Origin of the sequence: Phycicoccus sp. Soil748, assembly GCF_001428025.1 — a bacterium.
Classification (GTDB): Bacteria; Actinomycetota; Actinomycetes; order Actinomycetales; family Dermatophilaceae; genus Pedococcus.
In genome coordinates this window covers 313,595-339,748 of sequence record NZ_LMSC01000007.1, presented here as the reverse complement: position 1 = coordinate 339,748, position 26,154 = coordinate 313,595, and the positions used below count along the sequence as shown (strand labels likewise).

Below are 26,154 nucleotides of genomic sequence, written 5' to 3'. Positions count from 1 at the left end.
GTCAGACCACGTCCACGGTGACGCCGGCAGAACGCAGGTCGGCGACGGCGTCCTCGGGTGCGGTGCTGTCGGTGACCACCAGGTCGATGCGCGACGGTGGGCAGATGCGCGCGAACGCCCTGCGGCCGAGCTTGGCGCCGGTGGCCACCACGACGACGCGCTGGGCGCGTTCGACCATGAGGGCGTTGATGCCCGCCTCCCCCTCGTGGTGGCACATGGCGCCGGCCGAGCCGGAGACCGCGTCGACGCCGAGGAAGACCGTGTCGAGCCACAGCTCCCCGAGCACCATCGCGGCGAGTGGCCCGGACAGCTCGTAGGACTCGGTGCGCGCCACGCCACCGAGCGACACGCACCGTACGAACGGGCGCAGCACCATCTCCGTGGCGATGTTGAGGGCGTTGGTCACCACGGTGATCGCCGGTCGCCGCGACGAGCTCGCGAGGTCGGCGCGCGCCGCGAGCCGCCGCGCGACCGCACTCGTCGTGGTGCCCCCGTTGAAGCCCACGACCGAGCCCTCGACGGCGAGGTCGGCCGCGTACGCCGCGATCCGGTCCTTGGCCGTGTCGGTGCCGGCCTGCTTGTAGCGGGCGGGGAGGTCGTAGGCGACCGCCGACGCGACGATGCCGCCGTGCGTCCTGGTCACGAGCTGCTGGGCCGCGAGGTCGGTGAAGTCGCGCCGCACGGTGGCCTCGGAGACCCCGAGCGCCTCGACGACCTCGGCGACGCTCAGCCTCCCGTTCTCGGCGAGCAGCCCGAGCAGGGCGCTCCACCGCGCGCCGCGGTCCTGCGGCCGCGAGACGGAGGCGCTCACTTGACCGACCCGGCCGTCAGGCCCCCCACGAGGTGCTTCTCGATGATCGCGAACAGGATCACGACCGGCACGATCGCGATGATCGAGGCGCCGAACAGCTGGTCCCAGTTCTGCTCGTAGCCGGTGACGTAGGAGTTGATGCCGACGGTGAGCGGCTTCTTGCTGTCGTCGAGCATGAGGGTCAGCGCCACGACGTACTCGTTCCAGGCCGCGATGAAGGTGAAGATGGTCGCCGTCACGAGGCCGGGCAGCGTCAGCGGCAGCATGATCCGCCGCAGCCGCGTCACCGGGCCGCACCCGTCGAGCTCGGCCGCCTCCTCGACCTCCTTGGGGATGGAGGCGAAGAACCCGTGCAGGATCCAGACCGCGAAGGCGAGGTTGAACGCAGCGTTGGTGAGGATGAGGGCGAGGTAGGTGTTGACGAGGTTGAGGGAGAAGAACTCCCGGTAGATGCCGACGACCAGCGAGGTCGGCGAGAACATCTGCGTGATGAGCACGAGGAACAGGAACGCAATGCGCCCCCGGAAGCGGAACCGGGCGGTGAAGTAGGCCGCCGGCACCGCGACGAGCACCACGATCACCGTTGAGGCCACGGCGACGACGACGGAGGTCAGCAGCCACGCGCGGAACCGCTCGTCACCGACCACCTCACTGAACGTCGTCCACTTCCACTCCCGCGGCAGGATCGAGGCGGGCGTGGTGACGACGTCGCCACTGGGCCGGAAGGCGTCGAGCAGCATCACGAGGTAGGGCCACAGGAACGCCAGCGCCACCGCGAGCCCGATGACCGGCATGGCCGCCGGGCGGATCCTGCGCCAGCTCAGGGTGCCGTTCACGACTGCTCCTCCTCACGCCACCGCGAGACCCGCAGGTAGACGACGACGGCCACCAGGATGAGCAGCACGTTGAACAGGCCCGCGGCCGCCGACTGGCCCACGTCCTTCTCGGCGCTCTTGAACGCCAGCTTGTACATGAACGTGATCGTCGTGTCGTGGCCGAACCCGGGGTTGGACTCGTTGAGCGTGTAGATGATCGGGAAGCTGTTGAACACGTAGATCATGTTGAGCACGGTCGCCACGAGGACGGCCGGGCGCAGCAGCGGCAGCGTGATCAGCCGCCACACCTTCCAGGGCGAGGCGCCGTCGATGCGCGCCGCCTCGTAGACGTCGCTCGGGATGGCGTGCAGCCCGGCGACGAACACGTAGGCGGTGAACGGGATCGAGACGAACACCCCGACCGCCACCATCGACGGCATGATCCAGCGGTCGTCGCCCAGGAAGTCGATCGGCGTGCTGATGACGTGCAGCTTCAACAGCAGCGCGTTGAGCGTGCCGTAGTAGTAGCTGTAGATGAGGCTGAACAGTCGCGCGGTGATGACCAGTGACGCGGCCCACGGCACGATGACCGCCCACCGCACCACCCGCCGGCCCCAGAAGTCCTTGGTGAGGAACTGCGCGACCCCGAGGCTGATGAGGATCGTCAGCACGACGACCGCGACCACCCAGACCAGGGTGTTGGTCAGGACCGTGCCGAGGGACTCGTTGGCCAGGACGCCGCGGAAGTTCTCCAGCCCGGCGTCGCCCTTGCGCAGCCCCGTGATGGAGTAGCGCGAGAGCGACGCCTTGACCAGCTCCACGGCGGGGTAGACGACCACCCCGGCGATGAGGATGAGCGCGGGCCCCAGCCACAGCAGTGCGACGGGGCCCGACGCCTCACCTCGTCTCTTCATGCTCAGCTGCCGGCCTCGGCGGACTTCTGCAGCTTGTCGAGCACGGCCTTCGGGTCACCCGTCACGGCGGTGCCGAGGTTCTGCTGCACGGCCAGCTTGACCTTGTCCCACGTGGGGTCGTCGGTCGGCGTCAGGTGCGCGTTGGGCAGCGTCTCGAGGTAGGTCGCGAGCTTGGTGTCGGACTTGAACTGCTCGATGCCGGACTTGGTCACCGGCAGGAAGCCCTCGGCCTTGATGAAGGTGTTGACCTGGTCCTTCTGGTAGTACAGGTCGTAGAACGCCTTCACCGCGTCCTGGTTGCCCGTCTTCTTGAACGCCATCAGGTAGTCGGTGACGCCGAACGTCTGCGGCTCACCGCCGTCGGCCTTGGTCGGCATCGGCGCGACGCCGTAGTCGACCTTCTTGGCTCCGTCGAGGGTGGCCGCCAGCGGGGAGAAGCCGACGACCATGCCGACCTTGCCGGAGGCGAACAGGTCGAACGCGTCCTGCCGGTTGGTCTTGCCGGGGTTGTTCTGCGTGAGCTTCTTGGTCGCCAGCGACTTGAGGAAGGTGAGCGTCTCGACGTTCTCCGGGGAGTTGATCGTCCACTTCCCGTCCTTCTTCCAGTCCCCGCCGTTGTTGAACATCCAGATGGAGAACTCGCCCTGCGACTCCTCCGGGCCCAGCGGCAGGCCGTAGCCGATGCTGCCGTCGCCGAGGCCCGCGACCTTGGTGGCGTCCTGCTCGAACTCGGCCCAGGTCTTCGGCGGGGCGGCGATGCCGGCCTTCTTGAACAGCGCCTTGTTGTAGAACATGGCGCGGGCCGAGCTGAGGTCCGGCATGCCGTACATCTTGCCGTTGTAGGTGCCCGACTTGACGAAGGCGTCGAGCAGGTCGGACTTCACCGAGCTGGAGAGCACGTCGTCGGCGCTGTAGAGCAGGCCGTCCTTGGCGTAGCTCGCGTAGGCGTTGAGGTTGAGGATGTCCGGCGGGTTGTTGTTCTGGACCATCGTCGAGCTCTGCTGGTCGATGTCGTCCCAGCTGACGATCTGCACCTCGAGGGTGTTGCCGGTCTTCGCCTTGTAGTCGGTGGCGAACTTGTCCCAGAACGCCTTGGTGTGGTCCTTGGAGTACTCCGCGGCGACCAGCTTGATGGTGGTCGCCTTCTTCCCGGAGTTGCCCCCTCCGCCGGCCGACCCCGCCCCGGTCCCGCCCGAGCAGGCCGCCAGGCCCAGGCCCGCGCCGAGGGCGAGCACGCCCCAGCGCAGCGCCGCTGTGTGTCCTGAAGTCGTGGTGCGCACGTCGCTCCTCGTGTTCGTCATTGAACGCTTCGGCAGAGCCCGGGTCGCGACCCGAGCCGCGGCTCGAGTCGGATGATCGTTTCCTGTCGTTTGAAGCGCGCTTCGCTCATGTTCGCCGAAGCATGAGGGAAACCATGGCCCGGCACCGCGCCCTCGTCAAGCACTTCTGGGCCACTTTTGCGATCGTCACGTCGGCCCGGCGTCACAAAGCGTCGCAAACACGGCACGTCTTGACTGATCGAATCTGAGTGCGGAACACTTCAGCCACTCTTATCCGCTCACAGAGGGGCACCGATGACCGACTACACCAGCCATGTCGCCGCCGAGATCGCCACGCAGCCGGCCGACTGGGCCACTGTGCTGGGTCGGGTCGACGAGGCCACCGCGGTCCTCCCCCGCCCCGGTGACCACGTCGCCGTCGTCGGCTGCGGGACGTCCTACTACATGGCCCAGGCCTACGCCGTCCTGCGCGAGCAGGGCGGCCACGGCGTCACCGAGGCCCACGCCGCCAGCGAGTTCCCGACGGGACGGACCTTCGACCACGTCGTCGCGATCTCCCGCTCGGGGACGACGACCGAGGTCATCGAACTGGTCGCAGGCCTGCGGGAGCGCGGCGTGCGCGTGACCACCATCGTGGCGACGGCGGGCACGCGGCTGACCGAGCTGGGCAGCGACTGCCTGCTCATGGCCGAGGTCGACGAGCGGTCGGTCGTGCAGACCCGCTTCGCGACGACCACGCTCTTCCTGCTGCGCGCCACGCTGGGTGAGGACCTCGGCCGCGCCGTCGCCGACGCCGAGGCGGTCCTCGCCGAGGACGAGGACACCGCCCTCGCCGGTGTCGCCGACGCCGAGCAGCTCACCTTCCTCGGCCGTGGCTGGACCGTCGGGCTCGCCCAGGAGGCAGCGCTCAAGCTGCGGGAGTCCGCGCAGTTCTGGACCGAGGCCTACCCCGCCATGGAGTACCGCCACGGCCCCATCAGCATCACCACGGCCGGGCGGGCCACGTGGGCCTTCGGCGAGGTCCCCGATGGCCTGGCCGACGACGTGCTCGCCACCGGTGGCCACTTCGAGCACCGCGACATCGACCCCCTCGCCGACCTGCTGCGGGTCCACCGGCTCTGCCTGCTCAAGGCGCGACGCGCCGGGGTCGACCCGGATCGCCCCCGCCACCTCACGAGGTCCATCATCCTGTCGTGACCTCCGCACCCCACGCCGTCCCCCGACAGCTGCTGCCCGGCCGGCTCGTGACCCCGGACGGCGTGGTCGCCGACGGGGTGGTGGCGGTCGAGGACGGTCGCATCGTCCACGTCGGCCCACGGCCCGAGTCGGCCCAACGGCTCGGCGGCTGGTCGGACGTGACCACCCCCTCGTGGTGGCGCCCGGGGCTCACGTTGCTCCCGGGCCTCGTCGACCTCCACTGCCACGGGGGTGCCGGCGGCGAGTTCGGCGTGGGGACGGCCGGGTCCCTCGTCGCGGCCGAGCACCACCAGCGCCACGGGACCACCTCCGTCGTGGCCTCGCTGGTCTCCGCCCCCGCCGGGATGCTGCGCGAAGGCGTCTCCACGCTCGCCCCCCTGGTCGAGTCCGGAGTGCTCGCCGGCATCCACCTCGAGGGGCCGTTCCTGTCGAGCGTGCGGTGCGGCGCCCAGGACCCGGCGGCGCTGGTCGACGTCGACCTCGACCTCGTGGAGGACCTCTGCACCCTTGCAGGGGGCGGCCTGCGCCACATGACCTTCGCCCCCGAGCGCGACCCCCGCAGCGAGCTGCCCTCGGCCCTGGCCGACCACGGAGTCGTCGCGTCCCTGGGGCACACCGACGCCGACCACGACACGTGCGCTGCAGCGCTCGCCGCCGTGGCGGGGTACGGCGGCGCCGGGGGCAAGGCCCTCGTGACCCACCTGTTCAACGGGATGCCGCCACTGCACCACCGCGCCCCCGGGCCGGTCGGCGCCGCCCTCGGCGCCGCGGTCCGCGGTGAGGCCGTCGTGGAGGTCATCGCCGACGGCGTGCACCTCGCAGGTCCGACCGTGCGGCTGCTGTTCGACACCGCGGGTTCCGCAGCCATAGCCCTCGTCAGCGACGCGATGTCCGCCAGCGGGCTGCCCGAGGGCGCGCACACCCTCGGCGGTCGCTCGGTCACCGTGACCGGCCGGGAGGCCCGCCTCACCGAGGGCGGCTCGCTCGCCGGCGGGGTCTCGACCCTGCTCGAGCAGGTCCGGTGGTGCGTCCAGGACCTCGGCATCGACCTCGTCGACGCCGTCACCGCCGCCTCGGCCACGCCGGCACGTGCCGTGGGCCTGGCCGAGGTCGGCGCCCTGGCGCCGGGTGGCCACGCCGATGTCGTCGTCGCGGACGAGTCGCTCGAGCTCGTGCGGGTGCTGCGCCGCGGCGCCTGGCTCTGACGCCATACGCCCCGTTCTTCCCCTGGGCGCCGGGACGGCAGTGGGCCCCTGCCTCCCGGCAGGGGCCCACTGGTCAGGCGTGGTGGTGGGTGCTCAGCGCACGACCACCGACAGGGCCGCCGACGTGGAGGACAGGTAGACGGTCGAGCCGCCGTACACCGCCTTCAGCGAGTGCGTGCCGCGTGCCAGGACGGGGGCCTTGAAGGTGGCCTTGCCGCCCGAGACCGTGGCCGTACCCAGCTTCTTGGTGCCGTCCATGAACGTCACCGTGCCGGTGGTCAGCGACGGGGCGACCGTGGCGGTCAGCGTCGGGCGGTAGCCGTAGCCGAAGTCGCGGTCGTTCGCCGACAGCGTGGTGCTGGTCGCCGCCTTGACCCGGACCACCTGCGAGCGCAGGCCGTCGGTGTTGAGGTGGTGGACCAGCATCAGGCCGATCGGCTTGTCCGTGGCGTAGGCCGCGTCGTTGCGACGGATGCGGAGCACCTGACCCGGGAGGTCGGTGTTCAGCAGCGTCCAGAAGTCACCGAAGGCCGACAGGGCGGGCGAACCCACGCTGATGGTCATCGGCGCCGAGGACGAGCCGATCGTGTCGACCGCCCCAGCCTCCGCCGAGTACGACTCCACCCAGTACTTGAGCTTGGCGGAGGCGTCCTTGACGAGCCCGGCGTCCGCGAGGACCCCCATCGACACCGGCAGCACCAGCGAGTCGCTGTTGAAGACGTTGGTGTCGAAGGAGCCGTCGATGCCGTTGATGAGCTGGTCGTCGAGGACCTCACCGTAGGTGTCCGAGCTCTTGCGCAGGTCGACCAGCTCCGAGAGGAAGTAGTCGTAGTCGTCCGTCGTCGACACACGGGTGTTGTAGACGGCTGCGTCTGGCCCGGCGTTGGTGGCGTCGGTCTCGAGCAGGACGTCGAACTCGGTGTACGACGCGGGCGTGCGCCACGGGCCCCAGCTGTTGACCGCGAAGGTCAGCGTGCTGTCGTCCAGGTTGCCCGCCATGTTGTAGTCCGAGCCGGCACCCACGTAGCGCAGGTCCGCGGAACGGTCGTCAGCGAAGGCGATGCAGTTGACCGCCAGCGTGCTGCTGCAGCTCGGCATCTTGGAGCTCATGCCCTGCAGCTCGACCGCGGAGACGCTGGACTGGTAGCCCGAGACGCCGCCCTGGTCGACACCGGTGCCCGTGAGGGTGAGCTTGCCCCACTTGACGGAGCTGCCGCCGCTGACCGTGGCGTTGCCCGTGGAGGACATCACCGAGGCCGGCCGCGGAGCCGACCACACCGGCACGCGCAGGGCGCCACCGGGCGTGGACCCGACCGGGGTGAGGACCATGCGGCCGCTCGCGTCGGTCCGGAAGCTGCGCTGCAGGCCGATGTCCAGCGGGTCGGGCGAGGTGGTCGGGTCCTGGGCGACGCGCAGGTTGGCCTTGGTGATCGTGGCCGTGACCTTGACGTCGACCGAGGCGCCGGCCGCGAGGTTCACCTGGGTGGGGCTGAACGAGTAGGTGACGCCAGGGGTGGGGTGCGCCGCCTTGTAGCCGATCGTGTAGGCCGCGGAGCCGGTGGGCCGCTTGTTGACGACCTTGACCGTCTTGGTCAGCGTGGTCGTCGGGGCGGTGACCGCCACGGGACCGAAGGAGACGCTGACCGCGCCCGGGGTGTCCTTGCTGTAGGCCAGGGTCGAGGTGCCGACGGAGTCGTCCACCTCGACGCGGCCGGAGCCGACCCGCTCGGGGCCGTAGACGGCACCGGTGTGGTCCTGGCCGACGAAGACGTCCTGGGTCGCCGTGTTCATGATGGCGGCCTTGACCTCCTCGACGCTCCAGGTGCTGTGCAGGCCACGCACGAGCGCGGCCTGGCCGGCCACGTGCGGGGAGGCCATGGAGGTGCCGCTCTCGGCGATGCCCTCGTTGCCCGTGCCGACCGCCACCGAGAAGGTGGTGACACCCGGGGCCGCGACGTCGGGCTTGACGTTGTTCGCCACGCCGATGCCGCGCGAGGAGAAGCCCGCGAGCTGGTCGATCGCGCCCTTGTTGACGACGACGACCGAGTTGCGCAGGTCGTTGGTCATGGTGACCTTGACTGCGTGGTCCGCGTCGAGCTGGCCCTTGATCGCCTCGGTGCCCTGGTTGACCAGGAGCATCGCCGGGATGACCTCGGAACCGGTGACACCGGCGGAGAAGGAGTTGACGTCGCTGCCGAAGATGACGCCGGCGGCGCCGGCGGTCTCAGCGTTGCCCGAACGACCCACCGAGCCGCAGCGACGGCCCGTGCCGTCGAGCCACATGGTCATGAGGACCTTGCCGGCGACCGCAGCCGCGTCGGCCGTGGACAGCGGCGAGCAGCCGTCGGTGTTGTTCGTGTCCGACGGCGGCTGGCTCCAGTCGCCGAGGGTGACGACGTCGGTGTTGCTGAGGCCGGGCTTGTTCGCCCAGTCGTAGGCCACCGACTTCAGCGCGGCGAAGACGTTGTCCTGCTTGCCGTCGACGGTGTCGGCCGGCTCGATGTCGTCCGGGCTGTCGACCTTGAGGCCGTCGACGACGTCGTTGCCGTCGTCGGAGGCAGCCACGGCGAGCACGCGCGTGGCGTTGCCCGGGGCGCCGCCGACCTCGTAGACGTCACCGCTGTTGCCCATGGAGGCGACGACGACGGTGCCGAGCGCGGCGAGGTTGTTGCTGGCGACGGAGTCGGGGTCGTCGGGCGAGCCGTAGCTCGAGCCGAGCGACATGTTGACGACGTCGAGGCGGTCGGACAGGTCGCCGTCACCGTTGGGGTCGGCGGCCCAGTCGAGGGCCTGGCCCACGATGCTGGTGTCACCCTCGCAGCCGAAGACCTTGAGCGCGTAGAGGCTGGCGCCGGGTGCGACACCCGGGCCGATGCTCAGCGACGCGGGGTCGATGTCCTTGGAGTAGCCGCCCGTGTAGGTCGAGCCGTCCTTGTTGACGCCGAGCCCGGCCGTGGTGCCCGAGACGTGGGAGCCGTGACCCTCGCAGTCGAGGGGGTTGGCGTCCGGGACGGGCGTGCCCACGCCCTCGCTGGGGTTGTAGGCGTCACCGGCGAAGTCGTAGCCGCCGACCACCTTGGCCGTGGGCGTGAAGGTGTTGCTCGCCTTGGCGGCGTCGAACGCCGCCTTGGTGCCGGGACCACCGAAGTCGGCGTGGGTGTAGTCGATGCCCGTGTCGATGACGCCGACGCGGACGCCCTGCCCCGTCTCGCCGCGGCCCTTCCAGACCTCGGGGGCGCCGATGAGCGGCACCGAGGAGGAGTTGGAGGCCTGCTTGGGGGTGATGCGGTGCACGGCCTTGACGCCCGGGAGGGCGGCGAGGGCCTGGAGCTTGCTCGCGTCGGTGCGGACCGCGACGCCCGAGTACAGCGCGTGCGCGCGGTACAGCGTCTTCGCCTTGGTGGCGGAGGCCCCGAAGTGGGACTCGACAGCAGCCTGCGCGCGCTTGACCGCGGCAGTCTGGTTGCGGGACGCCGTCGTGGCGGCCGCCGTCCCGCGCGCCCGGGCCAGCCCGAACGCCGAGGAGGCGGGGGCGGCGTCGAGCTCGATCATGACGTCGACCTGGCCCTTGGCGCCCACCAGCGAGCGGTCCACCTTCTCGGCCCCGCTGCGCTGGGTGCCAAGCCGGTAGGAGCCGGCACTCTTGAGTCCCTTGGGGACGTCCACGAGCGAGCCGCGGTGCTTGGGCGCGCTCGGGTTCACACTGGCGGAGGCACTCGAGGTTCCGAGCGCGGCAGCCGCCACTACCGACAGGGCACTGACACCGACCACGGCTACGTAGCCGCGGTGGCGCCGCCCCAGATGATGCATCGACACGGGGTCTCCTTCGTCGCGCGGCCACACAACCATTCGCCCCCCACTTGGGCCGGGCGCGTGGAGGACACCCGCCCCCACTGATTCACCGCGCGCGGGGCGAACTTAGGCGACGAAACGGCCACGTGGGCGAATTTTCAGGAAACACGCACCAAGACTTGACTCGGGCACCACGCGAGCCGCGTCCCGGCCTGTGGGGCAACGGTTTCCGGACCGGGCGCGGAGCGGGTCTCAGCCCCCGGCCGGACGCCCCGCGGCCAGGCCGCGCGAGCGCCGGACGACCTCGACGAGCTCGCCCATGATCTCGTTGAGCCCGAAGTCCTTGGGCGTGAAGACGGCCGCGACGCCGAGCCCCCTGAGCGCCTTGGCGTCGGAGTCGGGGATGATGCCGCCGACGATGACCGGGACGTCGCCGGCGCCGGCCTCCCTCAGCCCGTCGAGGACCTGCGGGACCAGCTCCATGTGCGACCCCGAGAGGATCGAGATCCCGACCAGGTGCACGTCCTCGGCCACTGCCGCGGCCACGATCTGCTCCGGCGTGAGCCGGATCCCCTGGTAGACCACCTCGAACCCGGCGTCCCGGGCGCGGACCGCCACCTGCTCGGCGCCGTTGCTGTGCCCGTCGAGCCCGGGCTTGGCGACGAGCACCCGCAGCCGCTCGCCGAGCTCCTCGCCGGTGCGGCGCACCAGCTCACGCACTGCCTGCAGCTCGTCGGTGGCCCCGTCCCCGACCCCGACCGACCCCGAGACCCCCGTCGGCGCCCGGTACTCGCCGAAGACCTCGCGCAGCGCCTGGGCCCACTCCCCCGTGGTGACCCCGGCGCGGGCCGCCTCCAGCGAGGCAGCCATGAGCGGGGTACCGGAGCGGGCGGCCTCCCCGAGCGCCGCCAAGGCTGCCGCGGCGCGCTGGCGGGAGCCCTCGTCCGCGTCGCGGTCCGCGCGCCAGCCGCGTACCGCCTCGACGGCCCGCGCCTCCACGTCGTGGTCGACGGTCTGGATGGCGGTGTCGAGGTCGGCCGTGAGCGGGTTCGGCTCGGTCGTCTCGAACCGGTTGACGCCGACGACGACGTCCTCGCCCGACTCGATCCGCGCCCGGCGCCGGGAGTGCGAGGCGACCAGCGCGGACTTCATGTAGCCGCTCTCGACGGCCGCGACCGCCCCACCCATCTCCTGGACGCGGGCGATCTCGGCCCTGGCGCCGTCGACGAGCTCGGAGACCTTGGCCTCGACGACGGTCGACCCGGTGAACAGGTCGTCGTACTCGAGCAGGTCGGACTCGTACGCCAGCACCTGCTGCATGCGCAGCGACCACTGCTGGTCCCACGGGCGCGGCAGTCCCAGCGCCTCGTTCCAGGCGGGGAGCTGCACCGCGCGGGCGCGGGCGTCCTTGCTCAGCGTCACCGCCAGCATCTCCAGGACGATGCGCTGGACGTTGTTCTCGGGCTGGGCCTCGGTCAGCCCCAGGGAGTTGACCTGCACGCCGTACCGGAACCGCCGGTGTCGCGGGTCCTGCACGCCGTACCGGTCGCGTGTGACCTCGTCCCACAGCTGGACGAAGGCGCGCATCTTGCACATCTCCTCGACGAACCGCACCCCGGCGTTGACGAAGAAGGAGATCCGCGCGACCACCTCGCCGAAGCGCTCCTGCGGCACCTGTCCCGAGTCGCGCACGGCGTCGAGGACGGCGATCGCCGTCGACATCGCGTAGGCGATCTCCTGGACCGGCGTCGCCCCGGCCTCCTGCAGGTGGTAGCTGCAGATGTTGGTGGGGTTCCACCTCGGCATCTCGGAGACCGTGTAGGCGACCATGTCGGTGATGAGCCGCAGCGACGGCTGGGGCGCGAAGACGTAGGTCCCCCGCGACAGGTACTCCTTGATGATGTCGTTCTGGGTGGTGCCCGCCAGCGCCCGCACCGCCTCGGCCGGGTCACGGCCCTCGGCGACCGCCTGCTCCTCCGCCACCACCTGGTAGAGCGCGAGCAGCCACATCGCGGTGGCGTTGATGGTCATCGACGTGTTCATGCGGTCCAGCGGGATCTGGTCGAACAGCGCCCGCATGTCACCGACGTGCGAGACCGGGACACCGACCTTGCCCACCTCCCCGCGCGCGAGCGGGTGGTCGGGGTCGTACCCGGTCTGGGTCGGCAGGTCGAACGCCACCGACAGCCCGGTCTGCCCCTTGGCGAGGTTGCGCCGGTAGAGCGCGTTGCTCGCGGCCGCGCTGGAGTGGCCGGCGTAGGTGCGCATCACCCAGGGCCGGTCGCGCTCGCGGCGCGGCGGCGCGTCGGGGGTGGGGGTCGACGCGGCAGCGGGCTCGGCAGGCTCGGGCATGGGCCGAACGTACCGGCGGGCCGAAGGCCCGCGGGAGGCGCTCAGGCGGTGACAGCCACCACAGTGTGGTCCTCGACGGGCTCGCGCAGCACGAGGACGCGGTCGATGCGTGACGCACGCAACAGGCGCCCGGTGCGCTCGCTCATGTCGATGACGGCCAGTCGGCGGCCGGCACGGCGGGCGCGCGTGTAGGCCTCCACGATGACCCCCAGGCCGGTCGCGTCACCGATCTCGGCGTCGGCCAGGCGCATCAGCACGTCACCGCAGCCGGTGTCGATGATCTCGTGGAGGAGCAGTCGCACGTCGGGGACCGAGTGCACGTCGATGCGGCCGGTGATGGCGACCTCCTGCCCCGAGTGCAGTGCGCGGACCGCGACGGGGAGGACCCCGATGGTGCTGACCGACATGCGAACCCCCTTGTCCGTGGAGACATTCACTCACAGGGACGCCCGCGGGCGGGGTACGGGTTGTGTCGAGCCTGATCAAGATCTGGTAAAGGTCCCGGTCGGCCGGCCCGGTGTCGGCTACGCCAACCGGGAGGAACCCGGTCCTTCCGGGACGCTTCCCTCAGAGGAAGGGGTCGTCGTCCGGCTCGCGCGTGACGTCGGCGCCGAGGCCCTGCATGCTCTCGGCGAACCCTGCGTAGCCACGGTCGATGTGCTGGGCACCGCTGACCGTGGTCACCCCCTCGGCGACCAGGCCGGCGATGACCAGGGCCGCGCCGGCGCGGATGTCGCTCGCCTCCACCGGGGCGCCGGAGAGCCGCTCCACCCCGTGGACCATGACGTGGTGGCCGTCGATGCGGGTCTCGGCCCCGAGCCGGTTCAGCTCCTGGACGGTGCGGAACCGGGCCTCGAAGAGGTTCTCGGTGATCATCGCCGAGCCGTCGGCGACGGCGTTGCAGGCGAGGGCGAAGGGCTGCAGGTCGGTCGGGAAGCCGGGGTACGGGAGCGTGGCCACGTCGAACGCGCGCGGGCGGCGGCCCCCGGAGTCGACCCGGAACCCCCGCTCGGTGTCGGTGACGGTGGCACCGCTCGCCTCGACCAGCTCGAGGGCGGCGACGAGGTGGGCGCTCACGGCGCCGACGACCTCGACGTCGCCGCGGGTGGCTGCGGCGGCGAAGGCCCAGGTGCCGGCCGCGATGCGGTCGGGGACGACGGCGTGCTCGGTGGGCGAGAGCCGGTCGACGCCCTCCACCTCGATGACGGAGGTGCCGGCGCCCGTGATGCGGGCCCCCATCGACGTCAGCATCTCGGCGATGTCCGCGATCTCGGGCTCGCGCGCGGCGTTCTCCAGACGGGTGGTCCCCCGGGCCAGGACCGCAGCCGTCAGGACGTTCTCGGTGGCCCCGACGCTCGGGAACTCGAGCCGGATCTCGGCGCCGTGGAGGCCGTCCGGCGCCTCGGCGACCAGGAAGCCGTGGGTGACGTGGACGCGGGCGCCGAGCGCCTCCAGCCCTGCGGCGTGCAGGTCGAGCCCGCGTGAGCCGATGGCGTCTCCCCCGGGCACGGCGACGTCGGCGGAGCCGGTGCGGGCCACCAGCGGGCCGAGCACGGCGGTCGACGCGCGCAGGGCGCGGACGAGGTCGTAGTCGGCCCGGTGCCCGATCTTCTCGGGCACGGTGATCTCCACGACGCCGGCCGTGGCGTCGTAGTCGACGGTGCAGCCCAGGCGCCGCAGCAGCTCGGCCATGATCGTCACGTCGAGGATGGCCGGGACGTTGGTCAGGCGGGTGCGGCCGACGGCGAGCAGGGCCACGGCCATGAGCTTGAGCGCGCTGTTCTTGGCACCCCACACCGCGACCTCGCCACGCAGCGCGGTGCCTCCGACGACCCTGAATCTCTCAGCCACCGACCCACCCTATCCGCGCCGCCCAGGCCCATCTGACAGGCTGCTGCCATGGTCAACCTGACGCGCATCTACACCCGGACCGGTGACGACGGCCGCACCCACCTCGGGGACATGAGCCGCACCAGCAAGACCGACGTCCGGTTGCTCGCCTACGCCGACACCAACGAGGCGAACGCCGCCATCGGGGTCGCCCTGGCCGCCGGGGAGCTCCCCGAGGACATCCGGGCCACCCTGCTGCGGGTGCAGAACGACCTGTTCGACGTCGGCGCCGACCTCTGCACCCCGCTGCAGCCCACCTACGAGTACCCGCCGCTGCGCGTCCAGCAGGCATGGGTCGACGAACTCGAGGCCGACTGCGACGCCTACCTGGAGCGCGTCGAGAAGCTGCGCTCGTTCATCCTGCCCGGCGGCACCGTGGGCTCGGCCCACCTGCACGTCGCGACGACCGTGGTGCGCCGGGCGGAGCGCGCGGCCTGGGCGGCGATCGACGCCTACGGCGACCAGCCCGGCGACGGCAGCAAGGGCCACGGCGGGGTCAACGTCCTCACCGCGAAGTACCTCAACCGGCTCTCGGACCTGCTCTTCGTGCTGGCCCGCGTCGCCAACCTGCCCATCGGCGGCGACGTGCTGTGGCAGCCCGGCGGCGGACGCGCCCAGGCGCCCGACCGGAAGAAGTGATCCCGGTCAGGCGACGTTGACGTTGAAGCCGGGGGGCGAACTCTCCAGCCAGCTGCGCATGGCGGTGTAGGCCGCAGGCGCCAGGGCGATGCGGAACTCGTCGCCGTCGTAGCGGCACGCCACCGTGACCGCCTCCGGCAGGCCGGCGATGGCTTCCTGCGAGACCTCCGGCGGCCCGAGCTCGAGCCGGGGCCGCTCCCAGGTCCGGACCGGGCGCGGTGAGGGGCCGATGAGGGTGTACCACTCCAGGGTCCCGCCGGAGAAGCGCAGCAGCCCCAGCCGGTAGGACGACCGGTCCAGGGCACGCAGCGCGCACAGCATGAGCGGTGCCCCGGACGACAGCAGGCGCCGGCGCACGAAGATGTACGCCAGCGCCAGGACGGCGAGCAGGGCGAGTGCCCCCACGATGATCTCGACGAACGTCGCGGGCGCCATGCTCACCCCTTTCGGCTACGCCGGGATCTGCGAGGCGTCGACCGCCTCGGCGACGATGATGACCTTGTCACGGTCGACCGACAGGAAGCCCCCGTCGATGCGGGCCGCCGCGTCGGTGCCTGCGGTCCGGATGCGCACGTCGCCCTCGACGAGGATGCCGAGCAGCGGGGTGTGACCGGGCAGGATGCCCAGCTCGCCGTCGACGGTGCGGGCCAGGACCATGTCGGCCTCGCCCTCCCAGACCTTGCGGTCGGCGGCGACGAGTTCAACCTGCAGGGTGCTCACGGTGTCCTCCACGGGAATGCGTACTGCTCGAGTCTAACCACCGCCGTGGGGAACCCTCCGGCGGGTGGTATGCCGTGGGGCCAGCCAGAGTGGCTGGCCCCACGGCACACGGGTGCTTCAGTCGACGCTGTCGCGTCAGTCCTGCATCGACGCTGTCGCGTCATCCTGCATCGACGCTGTCGCGTCAGAGGTTCTTCTCGATCTCCGCGGCCTGGCGCTCGACATCGTCGAGGCCACCACACATGAAGAACGCCTGCTCCGGCACGTGGTCGTAGTCGCCGTCGGCGATCTTGGTGAACGCCTCGATGGTGTCGGTCAGCGGGACCGTCGAGCCCTCGATGCCGGTGAACTGCTTGGCGACGTAGGTGTTCTGCGACAGGAACCGCTGGATGCGACGGGCGCGGTTGACGAGGATCTTGTCCTCTTCGGAGAGCTCGTCGATGCCGAGGATGGCGATGATGTCCTGCAGCTCCTTGTTGCGCTGGAGGATCTGCTTGACGCGCACCGCGGTGTTGTAGTGGTCCTCGGCGATGTAGCGACGGTCGAGGATGCGCGAGGTCGACGTGAGCGGGTCCACGGCGGGGTAGATACCCAGCGAGGCGATCTCACGGGACAGCTCGGTCGTCGCGTCGAGGTGCGCGAACGTCGTGGCCGGGGCCGGGTCGGTGTAGTCGTCGGCCGGCACGTAGATCGCCTGCATCGAGGTGATCGAGTGACCACGCGTCGAGGTGATGCGCTCCTGGAGCGTGCCCATCTCGTCGGCGAGGGTGGGCTGGTAGCCCACGGCGGACGGCATGCGGCCGAGAAGGGTGGAGACCTCGGAACCGGCCTGCGTGAAGCGGAAGATGTTGTCGATGAAGAGCAGCACGTCCTGGTTCTGGACGTCGCGGAAGTACTCCGCCATGGTCAGCGCCGACAGCGCCACGCGAAGACGCGTGCCCGGCGGCTCGTCCATCTGGCCGAAGACGAGGGCGGTCTGGCCGAGGACTCCGGCCTCCTCCATCTCCACCATGAGGTCGTTGCCCTCACGGGTGCGCTCGCCGACACCGGCGAACACCGACACACCACCGTGGTCGCGGGCCACACGGGCGATCATCTCCTGGATGAGCACCGTCTTGCCCACGCCGGCGCCGCCGAACAGGCCGATCTTGCCGCCCTGCACGTAGGGCGTCAGCAGGTCGATGACCTTGATGCCGGTCTCGAACATCTGGGTCTTGGACTCGAGCTGGTCGAAGGCCGGGGCCTTGCGGTGGATGCCCCAGCGCTCCTTGACCTCGAACGTCTCGCCCTCGGCGAGGTTCATGACGTCACCGGTGGTGTTGAACACCTTGCCGAGGGTCTGGTCGCCGACGGGCACGGTGATCGGGCCGCCGGTGTCCTGCACCTGGGTGCCGCGGACGAGGCCGTCGGTGGGCTGCAGCGAGATGGCGCGCACCATGTTGTCGCCGATGTGCTGGGCGACCTCGAGGTTGAGGTTCTTCTTCTCCCCCGAGAGCTCGACCGTGGTGGTGAGCAGGTTGTACTGCTCGGGCATGGCGTCGGCGGGGAACTCCACGTCGACGACCGGGCCGATGATGCGGGAGATGCGGCCGATGCCACCGGGGGTGGCGGCCTGGGTCTCTTCAGTGACAGTGGCAGTCATTGGTTTCTCTCTACCTTCTCAACTGGCGTCGGCGAGGGCGCTGGCGCCGCCCACGATCTCGCTGATCTCTTGGGTGATCTCGGCCTGGCGGGCCTGGTTGGCCAACCGGGTGTACTTCTTGATGAGCTCCTCGGCGTTGTCCGTGGCGGACTTCATCGCCTTCTGGCGCGCGGCCAGCTCGGACGCGGCGGCCTGGAGCAGGCAGTTGTAGATGCGCGCCGTGACGTACTTGGGCAGCAGCGCGTCGAGGACCTGCTCGGCACCGGGCTCGAACTCGTAGAGGGGCAGGACGTCGTCCTCGGCAGGGGGCTCCTCGCCCTCGACCACCTCGAGGGGCAGCATGCGGATGACGTCGGGCTCCTGGTTGACCATGTTGACGAAGCGCGTGAAGACGATGTGGACCTCGTCGGCACCACCGTCCTCGTAGGGGCGGTTGAACGCCGCCACGAGCTCCTCGCCGATCTCCCGCGCCACGTCGAACGTGGGCTGGTCGGTGAACCCGGTCCACTCGGCCGCGAACTCACGCTTGCGGAAGCGGTAGAAGCCCACCGCCTTGCGGCCGACCAGGTAGGGGACGACCTCCTTGCCCTCGCCGCGCAGCTCGCCGATGAGGCGCTCGCTCTCCTTGATGACGGAGGAGCTGTAGGCACCGGCGAGGCCGCGGTCGGAGGTCACGACGAGCACCGCCGCGCGGCGCACCTCGGCCGACTCGGTGGTGAGCGGGTGGTCGACGTTGGAGAACGTCGCCACCGCCGACACCGCGCGCGTCAGGGCGCGGGCGTACGGCGAGGACTCACGGACGCGCTGCTGGGCCTTGACCACGCGGGACGCGGCGATCAGCTCCATGGCGCGCGTGATCTTCTTGGTCGCCTGGACGGACCGGATGCGCTGGCGGTAGACCCGCATCTGCGCTCCCATATGTTGCCGCCTCTCTCGTTCGTTCCTGGTGCGGCCCGGGGCCGCGGATCACGTGCTTGGGGGGTGCCGCCCGGAGGCGGCGACGCTGTCACCGGGTGCCCACCGTGGTGGGCACCCGGTGGTGGTCAGCGCTTCTGCTTGACGATCTGCTCCTGCTCGACCTCGTGCTCGAGCTCGCCCGGGTCGGCCTCGTGGCCGACGGGGGTGTTCTCGGCGCCGGAGGCGGCGAACTGCTCCTTGAACGCCTTGACGGCGTCCTCGAGCCCGGAGCGGGTCTCGTCCTCGAACTTCTTGGACTCGCGGATGGCGTCCAGCAGGCCCTTCTTCTCGCGGCGCAGGTAGTCCAGGAACTCGGACTCGAAGCGCGAGACGTCCTCGACGGCGATCGAGTCGAGCTGGCCGGTGGTGCCGGTCCAGATGGACACGACCTGCTCCTCGACCGGGAACGGCGCGGCCTGCTTCTGCTTGAGGAGCTCGACGAGGCGGGCACCCTTCGCGAGCTGGGCACGGGAGGCCGGGTCGAGGTCCGAGGCGAACATGGCGAACGCCTCCATCGCGCGGAACTGCGCGAGGTCGAGCTTGAGGCGGCCGGAGACCTCCTTCATGGCCTTGATCTGCGCGGCGCCACCGACACGGGAGACGGAGACACCCACGTCGATCGCGGGACGCACGTTGGCGTTGAAGAGGTCGGCCTGGAGGTAGATCTGGCCGTCGGTGATGGAGATGACGTTGGTCGGGATGTACGCCGAGACGTCACCGGCCTTGGTCTCGATGATCGGCAGGCCGGTCATCGAGCCGTGGCCGAGCTCGTCGGACAGCTTCGCGCAACGCTCCAGGAGGCGGGAGTGCAGGTAGAAGACGTCACCGGGGTAGGCCTCGCGGCCCGGCGGGCGGCGCAGCAGCAGCGACACGGCGCGGTAGGCCTCGGCCTGCTTGGACAGGTCGTCGAACACGATGAGGACGTGCTTGCCCTGGTACATCCAGTGCTGGCCGATGGCCGAGCCGGTGTACGGCGCGAGGTACTTGAAGCCCGCCGAGTCGGACGCGGGGGCCGCGACGATCGTCGTGTACTCGAGGGCGCCGGCCTCCTCCAGCGTGCCGCGGACGGCAGCGATGGTGGAGCCCTTCTGGCCCATGGCGACGTAGATGCAGCGGACCTGCTGGTCGGGGTCGCCCGACTCCCAGTTCTGCTTCTGGTTGATGATCGTGTCGACCGCGACCGTCGTCTTGCCGGTCTGGCGGTCGCCGATGATGAGCTGGCGCTGGCCGCGGCCGATGGGGGTCATGGCGTCGACGGCCTTGAGGCCGGTCTGCAGCGGCTCGTGGACCGACTTGCGCTGGACCACGGTCGGCGCCTGCAGCTCGAGGGCGCGACGCTCGGTGGTCGCGATCTCGCCGAGGCCGTCGATCGGCTGGCCGAGCGGGTTGACGACGCGACCGAGGAACGCGTCGCCGACGGGCACGGAGAGCACCTCGCCGGTCCGCTTGACCTCCTGGCCCTCCTCGATCCTGGAGAAGTCACCGAGGATGACGACGCCGATCTCGTGGACGTCGAGGTTGAGCGCGAGGCCCAGGGTCCCGTCCTCGAACTCGAGCAGCTCGTTGGTCATGCACGAGGGCAGGCCCTCGACGTGGGCGATGCCGTCGCCGGCGTCGCTGACGCGGCCGACCTCTTCGCGGGAGGCCGTGCCGGGCTCGTAGGACTGAACGAAGTTGTCCAGTGCGTCCCGGATCTCCTCCGGACGGATCGAAAGCTCCGTCATCTGATCTCTTCTCCCTTGAGTGGTGCAGTGACCGGTGCCGAGGGGCTCGGACCGGAAGGCGTGGTGGTGGTCGTGCTGTGCAGTTGTCGTGCGGTGCCGTCAGCCGGCGATGTGCCTGCGCGCCTCGTCGAGGCGACGCAGCACGGTGCCGTCGACGACCTCGTCGCCGACCTGGACACGGATGCCACCGAGCACCTGCGGGTCGAGGACGACCTGCAGCACGATGGACTTGCCGTAGATGGTGTGCAGCGCCGCGCCGAGACGCTCACGCTGCTGGGGCGTGAGCTCGGTCGCCGCGGTGACGACGGCCGTGAGCTGCTCGCGTCGCCTGGACGCGAGGGCGAGGTAGCCCTCCAGGGTGCGGTCGAGCTTGCGACCCCGGGTGGCGAGCACGGCCTGGCGGGCCAGCCGCACGGTCGTCTCGCTCGACTTGCCCTCGAGGAGCTGGCTGATGACGCCCGCCTTGGCCTGGGCGTCGCCCTGGCGGTTGGTCAGGCGGTCACGTAGCTCGGGGTTGCCGGCCACGATGCGCTCGAACCGGAACAGCTCGTCCTCGACGCGGTCGATCTCGCCGTTGGCCTCGGCCTGGGCGAGCAGCGACTCGATGCCGAGCTCCTCCACGCAGTCGGACAGGTCGCGCTCGGTGGCCCAGCGCTGGCCGACCACGGTGCGGAGCAGGTCGGTCGTCGGCTGCGACACCTTGCCGCTCAAGACCCGCGTGACCAGGTCACGCTTGGCCTCGGCGTCCCGGGACGGGTCGGCCAGGGCCCGGCGCAGCGTGGCGCTGCCGTCGATGACGCCCACCACGGCGAGGAGCTCCTCACCGAGGGTGCGGCGGTCCGCCCCCGCGCCGAGCGCGGCCTCGAAGGCCTTGCTCGACTCGATGGCGGCAGCCCGCGACGAACCACGCATCAGGCGCCCTCTCCGACCTTCTCGGGCTGGATGTTGCCGGCCTCGAGCTCGGCCAGGAACCGGTCCACGGTGCCGCGGCGACGGGTCTCGTCCTCGAGGGACTCCCCGACGATGCGGCTCGCCAGCTCGGTCGACAGCCGGCCGACCTCGCTGCGCAGCGAGACCACGGCCTGCTGGCGCTCGGCCTCGATCTGCTTGTGCGCGGCCTCGGTGATGCGGTTGGCCTCGGCCTGGGCGTGACCGCGCATCTCGACGACGATCGCGGCGCCCTGCTCCCGCGCCTCCTCACGGATGCGGGCCGCCTCGGCGCGCGCCTCGGCCAGCTGGGCCTGGTACTGCTCCAGCGCGGCCTGCGCCTGCTGCTGCGCCTCTTCCGCCTGCTGCATGCCGCCCTCGATGGCGGCGGTGCGCTCGGCGTACGCCTTCTCGAGGTTGGGCACGACCTTGGTGGCCACAACCCAGTAGAGGATCGCGAAGGCGATGACGCCGAAGATCAGCTCACCCCAGAGGGGCAGGATCGGCAGGCGCTCGCCGGTCTTGTCCTCGGCGGCGGCCGCGACAACCACCTGCGTGATGCCGGTGAAGTGCTGCACGGGTTCTCCTAGTGCTGTGGTGCCAGGGGGCGTGGGGCTGGGTGGTTCGGCTTACTTGAAGACGAACGCGAGAACCAGACCGAAGATGGCCAGCGCCTCGGCGAGGGCGAAGCCGAGGATCGCGATGCCCTGGAGGACGCCGCGCGCCTCGGGCTGCCGGGCGACACCGTTGATGTAGGCGGCGAAGATCAGGCCGATGCCCACACCGGGGCCGATCGCAGACAGGCCGTAGCCGAGGATGGCGATGTTGCCAGTCATGTCAGAGGTCCTCTTTCGGGTTATCAGTCCGTCGGCAGGTCGCCGAGCGGGAGTTCGTTGGCTATTCAGTTGTGGGTCGGGCGGGTCCTGCACCGGGCCGACGTGCCGTCGCCCCGGACGGTCTCAGTGCTCGTCGGCGAGGGAGCCGGCGATGTAGGTGGCTGCGAGCAGCGTGAAGATGTAGGCCTGCAGGAACTCGATCAGTGCCTCGAAGGCGGTCAGCACGAAGGCCATGCCGAAGGAGCCGACGCCGGCTGCCTTGAGGCCGATTCCACCGTGGATCAGCATGTACTCGCCACCGGTGATGAACAGCAGCAGGAGCATGTGCCCGGCGAACATGTTGCCGAAGAGTCGCAGGGCCAGCGTCAGCGGCCGGGTGACGAAGTAGGTCAGCAGCTCCAGCGGGATGATCAGCACGTAGATGCCCTTGGGCAGGCCCGGCGGGATCATGTGCTTGATGTGGCCCCAGGCGCCGTTCTTGCGGATGCCCACAGCGTGGTAGATCACGAAGACCAGCAGGGTCAGCGCGATCGGGAAGCCGATGCGGCTCATCGTGGGGTACTGGATCGGCGGGATGACGCCGAACAGGTTGTTGACCAGGATCAGCATGAACATGCTGAACAGCAGCGGGACGAACCGCAGGAAGTCGTGGCTGCCGATGATGTCGCGGGCCACGCCGTTGCGCACGAAGTTGTAGGCACCCTCGGTCACCCACTGGCCCTTGCCCGGCACCACCGCAGCACGCTTGGTCGTCGCCACGAGGAACCAGGCGATCAGCGCCACCGAGATGGCCAGGACGACCATCGGGCGCGTGATCGCGAAGTCGCCGTGACCGATCAGGGGCTGGTAGAACTCGGCGGGCGTGGGGGCGTGGAAGCCCTCCCCGTCACCGCCGGCAGCAGCCGGGCTGATGGCACCCAGCACGTTCAGACTCACAGGTTCTCCTCGAGCTTTGCGTTCGGAACACTCCACTGGCCGATGAGGGCAACGGTCACGAGCCCCGGCCCTGCATGCACTGGGCGGACCTGACCTGCGGAAGTCATTGCGTACCGTACCGGAACCACACGAGGTACAGCGACAGGGCCATCCCCCCCACGATCCCCACGGCGACGAGCCACGTCGTGCCCAGCCAGCGGTCCAGTCCCCAGCCGATCGCACCGAACATCGCCGGCCCCGTGATCAGGTAGGAGACGACGTTCCACATCCGCGCCTCCTCGAGGCGCTGGTGTCCGGCGTCGGCCTTCTGCAAGGGCGTGGGCCGGTCGTCCGGCGGTGGCGTGGAGGGGTCGGTCACGGTGGGCTCCTGGGGTCATGACGCAGGTCCCTCATCCTGCCCCGGATCCTTCGGGGCGTCGAAGACGAGGCGGCGGGACCGGACGAAGGCGACGACCTGGAAGACCTGCCACACCAGGGCGACCGCGAGCACGGTGACGCCGAAGGCGGTCCCGTCGAGCCACGAGGCGTCCTTGAGGGCCATGATCACCACGAGCAGGAAGATCATCTGGCCCATGAAGACGGCCAGCGCGCTGGCGAGGAACCGCAGCGGGTCCATCGCGCCGCCCAGCCGTCGCATGACGAGCAGGCCGAGGGCGAAGAAGGCGAGGGCGATGACGAAGCCCAGTGCCGCACCGAGGGCGGCCTTGCCGCCGGAGACCAGCGCAGCCACGACCACGGCGACCGGACCCACCGCGACGGTGGGGACGAACGCTCCACGCAGCATGACCGCAAACGGGTCACGGTCGGCGTGAGGGGCTGTGGTCATCGGTCTGCTGCCTGATTCGTCGGGGCTGCGGGGCCTGGCGAACGGTGGTCCACACCCGCCTTGGGGTGCTTGTGAAAGGTATCACAAGCGCTCCGCCACGCACCAACCACGCCGGTCCCAGTGGCGTACGAGCAGCAGGAGGCACCCCGTCGACAGGCCGACGGCCCAGTCCCCCGTGGGGAACCGGGCCGTCGTGGGGGCCGTCGTGGGCAGCCGACGCTGGCAGCCGTCGTGGGCAGCCGTCGTCGTGGAGCGGGGAGCCTCAGGCCTGCCGGGCGCGGACCAGGCGGCGCACCGTGCCGAAGACGCCGAGTGCGGCGAAGAGGACGAACATGACCGCCTGCGAGCCGTAGGACGACAGCACGTTGCCGGTGAAGAGGTTGGCGCTGACGAAGTCGACCACCGACGGGTAGCCGAGGGACTGGCCCTGCGGGGTGTTGTAGAAGTCCACCAGGTCGGCGGTGACGACCGCGAAGAAGGACAGGGCGACGCCGCCGAGGACCACGAGCACCAGCGGGACCAGGCCACGGTTCGGCGTCCGGGTGGCGCCCTTGGTGTAGAGCGCGGCCCCGGCGCCGGCGATGACGAAGCTGGAGATCGAGGCGACGAAGCCGAGCTCCCAGACCAGGACGGCGACGGCCATGCCGAGGGGCACCGCGGCCAGGGAGAACAGGATCCCGCGGGACACGATCTCGACCGGCTGGGCCTGGGTGTAGAGCGCGCTGGCGTCGAACGGTCCCACCTCCGGCAGCACCGGGGCCGGCGCCGGCGTCGGGACGGAGGCCTTGGGCGGCTCCGGGATCAGGTTGTCGGTCGTGCTCATGGTTTCCCCCTGCTGGGCGCCGCGCGGGTCGCGGACGTCTTGTTCGGGGCGTGACGCTAGGACATCGGAGGTCGTGGTGTGGGTCGAACCGGGCAAACCGGTCGGCGCTAGCCTGCGACCCGTGACCGCGCATCCCCCGACCGGCTACCCCCTCATCGGCCGTTTCGTCCGGCTGGACCCTGTGCGACCAGCTGATGCCGAGGGCCTGCACGCCGTCCACAGCGACCCGGTCGTCTACACCCAGGGCTACGTCATGGCGGCCCCTCCCCCGGACCTCGCCGCCACCCGAGCGCTCGTCGACGCAGCGGTCGCGGCCCGTGCGGCCGGCCGCACGGCATACACGGTGCGCCTGACCGGGGTCGGCGGGCTCGGCGAGGAGGGCACCGTCGTCGGCACCTCCTCCCTCGGCGACGTCGACCTCGTCCACGAGCGCGTGCACCTGGGGTGGACGGTGTACGGGTCGCGCTGGTGGGGCACGGCCGTGAACCCGGAGTGCAAGCTGCTGCTGCTCGGGCACGCGTTCGACTGCGGGTTCTGCCGTGTGAAGATCCAGACCGACGCCGTCAACGAGCGGTCCCAGGCGGCGATCGCCAAGCTCGGTGCGACGCGCGAGGGCGTGCTGCGCCGGCACACCCGGCGGGCCGACGGCACCTTCCGCGACACCGTGGTCTTCAGCGTGCTGCGCGACGAGTGGCCACGCGTGCGCGCCGGGCTCGAGCAGCGGCTCGGCTGACCTCCGTCAGGAGATGCGGCGGACCCGGCCGCCGGTCGGGGCCCACCGGGGCAGCCAGATGGTGAGCACGCCCACGACGACCACGGCAGCGAGCACGCCGGCTCCCGCGACCCGGGCGTCCTGGATGAAGATGAAGCTCACCGAGCCCAGGGCGGCCACCGCGGCCCACATCCACAGCAGCAGCACCGCGCGACGGTGCCCGTGGCCGATCTGGAGCATGCGGTGGTGGAGGTGCTGCTTGTCCGGGCTCCACGGCCGCTCACCGCGCCGGGTGCGGCGCACCACCGCGAGCAGGATGTCGACCAGCGGCAGCAGGATGATGGCGGCCGGCACCACGAGCGGCAGCAGCGTCGCCGCCACCGGGTTGGTGCTCACCTGCGAGGGCGTGACGTTCCCGGTCGTGGAGATCGTCGCCGCGGCCAGCAGCAGGCCCAGCAGCAGCGCGCCCGAGTCGCCCATGAAGAGCCGGGCCGGGTGGTAGTTGTGCGGCAGGAACCCCAGGCAGCAGCCGATCAGCGCCGCGGAGATGAAGGTCGCCGACGAGAACACGTTGGGCGGGTCGAAGGTGCGGGAGATGCCGTAGCTGTAGATGAAGAACGACGACGCGGCGACGATGACGACCCCCGCGGCCAACCCGTCGAGGCCGTCGATGAAGTTGACCGCGTTGGTGAACAGCACGACGGCGAAGACGGTCAGCCCCACCATGATCGGCTGCGGCAGCACGGTCACGCCTCCGATCGGCAGCTGGAACAGCGTGACGCCGTTGAATGCCATGATCCCGGCGGCGATCATCTGGCCGCCCATCTTCGTCAGCCAGTCGAGCTCACGGATGTCGTCGATCGCCCCCAGCAGGCAGACGATGGCGGCGCCCCACAGCACCGCGTTGAGCTCCGGGCCCAGCCGGAAGACCTGGCCGAGGAACGGCAGCCTGCTCGCCGCGAGCATCGACGCGGCGAACCCGAGGAAGATCGCCACACCGCCCAGGCGCGGGATCGGCGTCGAGTGGACGTCACGGTCGCGCACCGGGGTGAAGGCCCCGGTGCGCACGGCGACGGCGCGCATGAGCGGCGTCGCGGCATACGTGATCACCGCGGCGACCATCAGGACGAGGAGGTACTCGCGCACTCAGGGCGCC

Annotated in this window: 25 protein-coding genes; 4 read left to right on the top strand and 21 right to left on the bottom strand. The window is 70.6% G+C overall.

The features are described from left to right. Window position 1 precedes the first annotated feature (1 nt). From ASG70_RS09290 to ASG70_RS09275, 4 genes are read right to left on the bottom strand one after another with little or no spacing between them, the layout of a single operon-like run. Window positions 2–811 carry a DeoR/GlpR family DNA-binding transcription regulator gene (locus ASG70_RS09290; protein WP_056883545.1) on the bottom strand — a complete coding sequence of 270 codons (810 nt, stop codon included), beginning with the start codon at window positions 809–811 and terminating at the stop codon, window positions 2–4. After that, window positions 808–1,647 carry a carbohydrate ABC transporter permease gene (locus tag ASG70_RS09285; RefSeq protein WP_235531423.1) on the bottom strand — a complete coding sequence of 280 codons (840 nt, stop codon included), beginning with the start codon at window positions 1,645–1,647 and terminating at the stop codon, window positions 808–810. Before ASG70_RS09285 ends, ASG70_RS09290 begins: the two co-directional genes overlap by 4 nt. Further along, the gene (locus ASG70_RS09280) at window positions 1,644–2,540 is read right to left on the bottom strand and encodes a carbohydrate ABC transporter permease (RefSeq protein ID WP_056883544.1); all 897 of its coding nucleotides are present in this window, start codon (window positions 2,538–2,540) and stop codon (window positions 1,644–1,646) included. The genes ASG70_RS09285 and ASG70_RS09280 overlap by 4 nt, the downstream gene beginning before the upstream one ends. Before the next feature lie 2 nt (window positions 2,541–2,542). Then, window positions 2,543–3,820, bottom strand: a complete 1,278-nt coding sequence (locus tag ASG70_RS09275; protein ID WP_235531422.1) for an extracellular solute-binding protein — start codon at window positions 3,818–3,820, stop codon at window positions 2,543–2,545. 294 nt (window positions 3,821–4,114) lie between these two features. Between ASG70_RS09275 and ASG70_RS09270 the strand changes: the two genes are divergently transcribed. Both ASG70_RS09270 and ASG70_RS09265 read left to right on the top strand, forming a co-directional pair. Continuing rightward, on the top strand, window positions 4,115–5,017 hold the full coding sequence (locus ASG70_RS09270) for an SIS domain-containing protein (protein ID WP_056883543.1): 903 nt from the start codon (window positions 4,115–4,117) through the stop codon (window positions 5,015–5,017). Beyond that, window positions 5,014–6,222, top strand: coding sequence for an N-acetylglucosamine-6-phosphate deacetylase (locus ASG70_RS09265; protein WP_082590399.1), 1,209 nt, complete (start codon window positions 5,014–5,016; stop codon window positions 6,220–6,222). The genes ASG70_RS09270 and ASG70_RS09265 overlap by 4 nt, the downstream gene beginning before the upstream one ends. Before the next feature lie 93 nt (window positions 6,223–6,315). Here the strand turns inward: ASG70_RS09265 and ASG70_RS09260 are convergent, their stop codons facing one another. The 4 genes from ASG70_RS09260 to murA form a co-directional block, all read right to left on the bottom strand. Next, on the bottom strand, window positions 6,316–10,032 hold the full coding sequence (locus ASG70_RS09260) for a S8 family serine peptidase (RefSeq protein WP_304437976.1): 3,717 nt from the start codon (window positions 10,030–10,032) through the stop codon (window positions 6,316–6,318). A gap of 234 nt (window positions 10,033–10,266) precedes the next feature. Then, entirely contained in the window at window positions 10,267–12,282 is a 2,016-nt protein-coding gene (locus ASG70_RS09255; RefSeq protein WP_056884104.1) for a protein meaA, read from the bottom strand. A 125-nt stretch (window positions 12,283–12,407) separates the two neighbouring features. Then, complete coding sequence (locus ASG70_RS09250; protein WP_056883541.1) at window positions 12,408–12,773, bottom strand: STAS domain-containing protein; 366 nt, start codon at window positions 12,771–12,773, stop codon at window positions 12,408–12,410. Window positions 12,774–12,933: 160 nt separating this feature from the next. Beyond that, on the bottom strand, window positions 12,934–14,217 hold the full coding sequence (gene murA, locus ASG70_RS09245; protein WP_056883540.1) for a UDP-N-acetylglucosamine 1-carboxyvinyltransferase: 1,284 nt from the start codon (window positions 14,215–14,217) through the stop codon (window positions 12,934–12,936). 48 nt (window positions 14,218–14,265) lie between these two features. Between murA and ASG70_RS09240 the strand changes: the two genes are divergently transcribed. Then, entirely contained in the window at window positions 14,266–14,895 is a 630-nt protein-coding gene (locus ASG70_RS09240; protein ID WP_056883539.1) for a cob(I)yrinic acid a,c-diamide adenosyltransferase, read from the top strand. A gap of 6 nt (window positions 14,896–14,901) precedes the next feature. Here the strand turns inward: ASG70_RS09240 and ASG70_RS09235 are convergent, their stop codons facing one another. From ASG70_RS09235 to ASG70_RS09180, 12 genes are all read right to left on the bottom strand, one after another. Next, window positions 14,902–15,330, bottom strand: coding sequence for a DUF2550 domain-containing protein (locus ASG70_RS09235; protein WP_056883538.1), 429 nt, complete (start codon window positions 15,328–15,330; stop codon window positions 14,902–14,904). 15 nt (window positions 15,331–15,345) lie between these two features. Then, a complete protein-coding gene (locus ASG70_RS09230) occupies window positions 15,346–15,615 on the bottom strand; it encodes a F0F1 ATP synthase subunit epsilon (protein WP_056884103.1) in 270 nt (89 codons plus the stop codon). A gap of 184 nt (window positions 15,616–15,799) precedes the next feature. Then, window positions 15,800–17,257, bottom strand: coding sequence for a F0F1 ATP synthase subunit beta (gene atpD, locus ASG70_RS09225; protein WP_056883537.1), 1,458 nt, complete (start codon window positions 17,255–17,257; stop codon window positions 15,800–15,802). Between the two features lie 18 nt (window positions 17,258–17,275). Further along, the gene (locus ASG70_RS09220; RefSeq protein ID WP_056883536.1) at window positions 17,276–18,175 is read right to left on the bottom strand and encodes a F0F1 ATP synthase subunit gamma; all 900 of its coding nucleotides are present in this window, start codon (window positions 18,173–18,175) and stop codon (window positions 17,276–17,278) included. 125 nt (window positions 18,176–18,300) lie between these two features. Further along, window positions 18,301–19,938, bottom strand: a complete 1,638-nt coding sequence (gene atpA, locus ASG70_RS09215; protein WP_056883535.1) for a F0F1 ATP synthase subunit alpha — start codon at window positions 19,936–19,938, stop codon at window positions 18,301–18,303. 99 nt (window positions 19,939–20,037) lie between these two features. Beyond that, the gene (locus tag ASG70_RS09210) at window positions 20,038–20,850 is read right to left on the bottom strand and encodes a F0F1 ATP synthase subunit delta (RefSeq protein WP_056883534.1); all 813 of its coding nucleotides are present in this window, start codon (window positions 20,848–20,850) and stop codon (window positions 20,038–20,040) included. Next, entirely contained in the window at window positions 20,850–21,425 is a 576-nt protein-coding gene (locus tag ASG70_RS09205; RefSeq protein ID WP_056884102.1) for a F0F1 ATP synthase subunit B, read from the bottom strand. Before ASG70_RS09205 ends, ASG70_RS09210 begins: the two co-directional genes overlap by 1 nt. Before the next feature lie 69 nt (window positions 21,426–21,494). Continuing rightward, entirely contained in the window at window positions 21,495–21,701 is a 207-nt protein-coding gene (gene atpE, locus ASG70_RS09200; RefSeq protein ID WP_056883533.1) for an ATP synthase F0 subunit C, read from the bottom strand. A 123-nt stretch (window positions 21,702–21,824) separates the two neighbouring features. Next, window positions 21,825–22,637 (bottom strand): F0F1 ATP synthase subunit A, encoded by an 813-nt coding sequence (gene atpB / locus ASG70_RS09195; protein WP_056883532.1) that lies wholly within the window; start codon window positions 22,635–22,637, stop codon window positions 21,825–21,827. Between the two features lie 103 nt (window positions 22,638–22,740). Continuing rightward, the gene (locus ASG70_RS19655) at window positions 22,741–22,995 is read right to left on the bottom strand and encodes an AtpZ/AtpI family protein (RefSeq protein ID WP_056883531.1); all 255 of its coding nucleotides are present in this window, start codon (window positions 22,993–22,995) and stop codon (window positions 22,741–22,743) included. A 15-nt stretch (window positions 22,996–23,010) separates the two neighbouring features. Continuing rightward, window positions 23,011–23,463, bottom strand: coding sequence for a hypothetical protein (locus ASG70_RS09185; RefSeq protein ID WP_056883530.1), 453 nt, complete (start codon window positions 23,461–23,463; stop codon window positions 23,011–23,013). 262 nt (window positions 23,464–23,725) lie between these two features. Beyond that, window positions 23,726–24,286 carry a hypothetical protein gene (locus ASG70_RS09180; RefSeq protein WP_056883529.1) on the bottom strand — a complete coding sequence of 187 codons (561 nt, stop codon included), beginning with the start codon at window positions 24,284–24,286 and terminating at the stop codon, window positions 23,726–23,728. Between the two features lie 121 nt (window positions 24,287–24,407). Here ASG70_RS09180 and ASG70_RS09175 point away from each other — a divergent pair, with 121 nt between their 5' ends. Continuing rightward, window positions 24,408–25,019, top strand: coding sequence for a GNAT family N-acetyltransferase (locus ASG70_RS09175; protein ID WP_056884101.1), 612 nt, complete (start codon window positions 24,408–24,410; stop codon window positions 25,017–25,019). A gap of 6 nt (window positions 25,020–25,025) precedes the next feature. Here the strand turns inward: ASG70_RS09175 and ASG70_RS09170 are convergent, their stop codons facing one another. After that, on the bottom strand, window positions 25,026–26,144 hold the full coding sequence (locus ASG70_RS09170) for an MraY family glycosyltransferase (protein WP_056883528.1): 1,119 nt from the start codon (window positions 26,142–26,144) through the stop codon (window positions 25,026–25,028). Window positions 26,145–26,154: the final 10 nt, after the last annotated feature.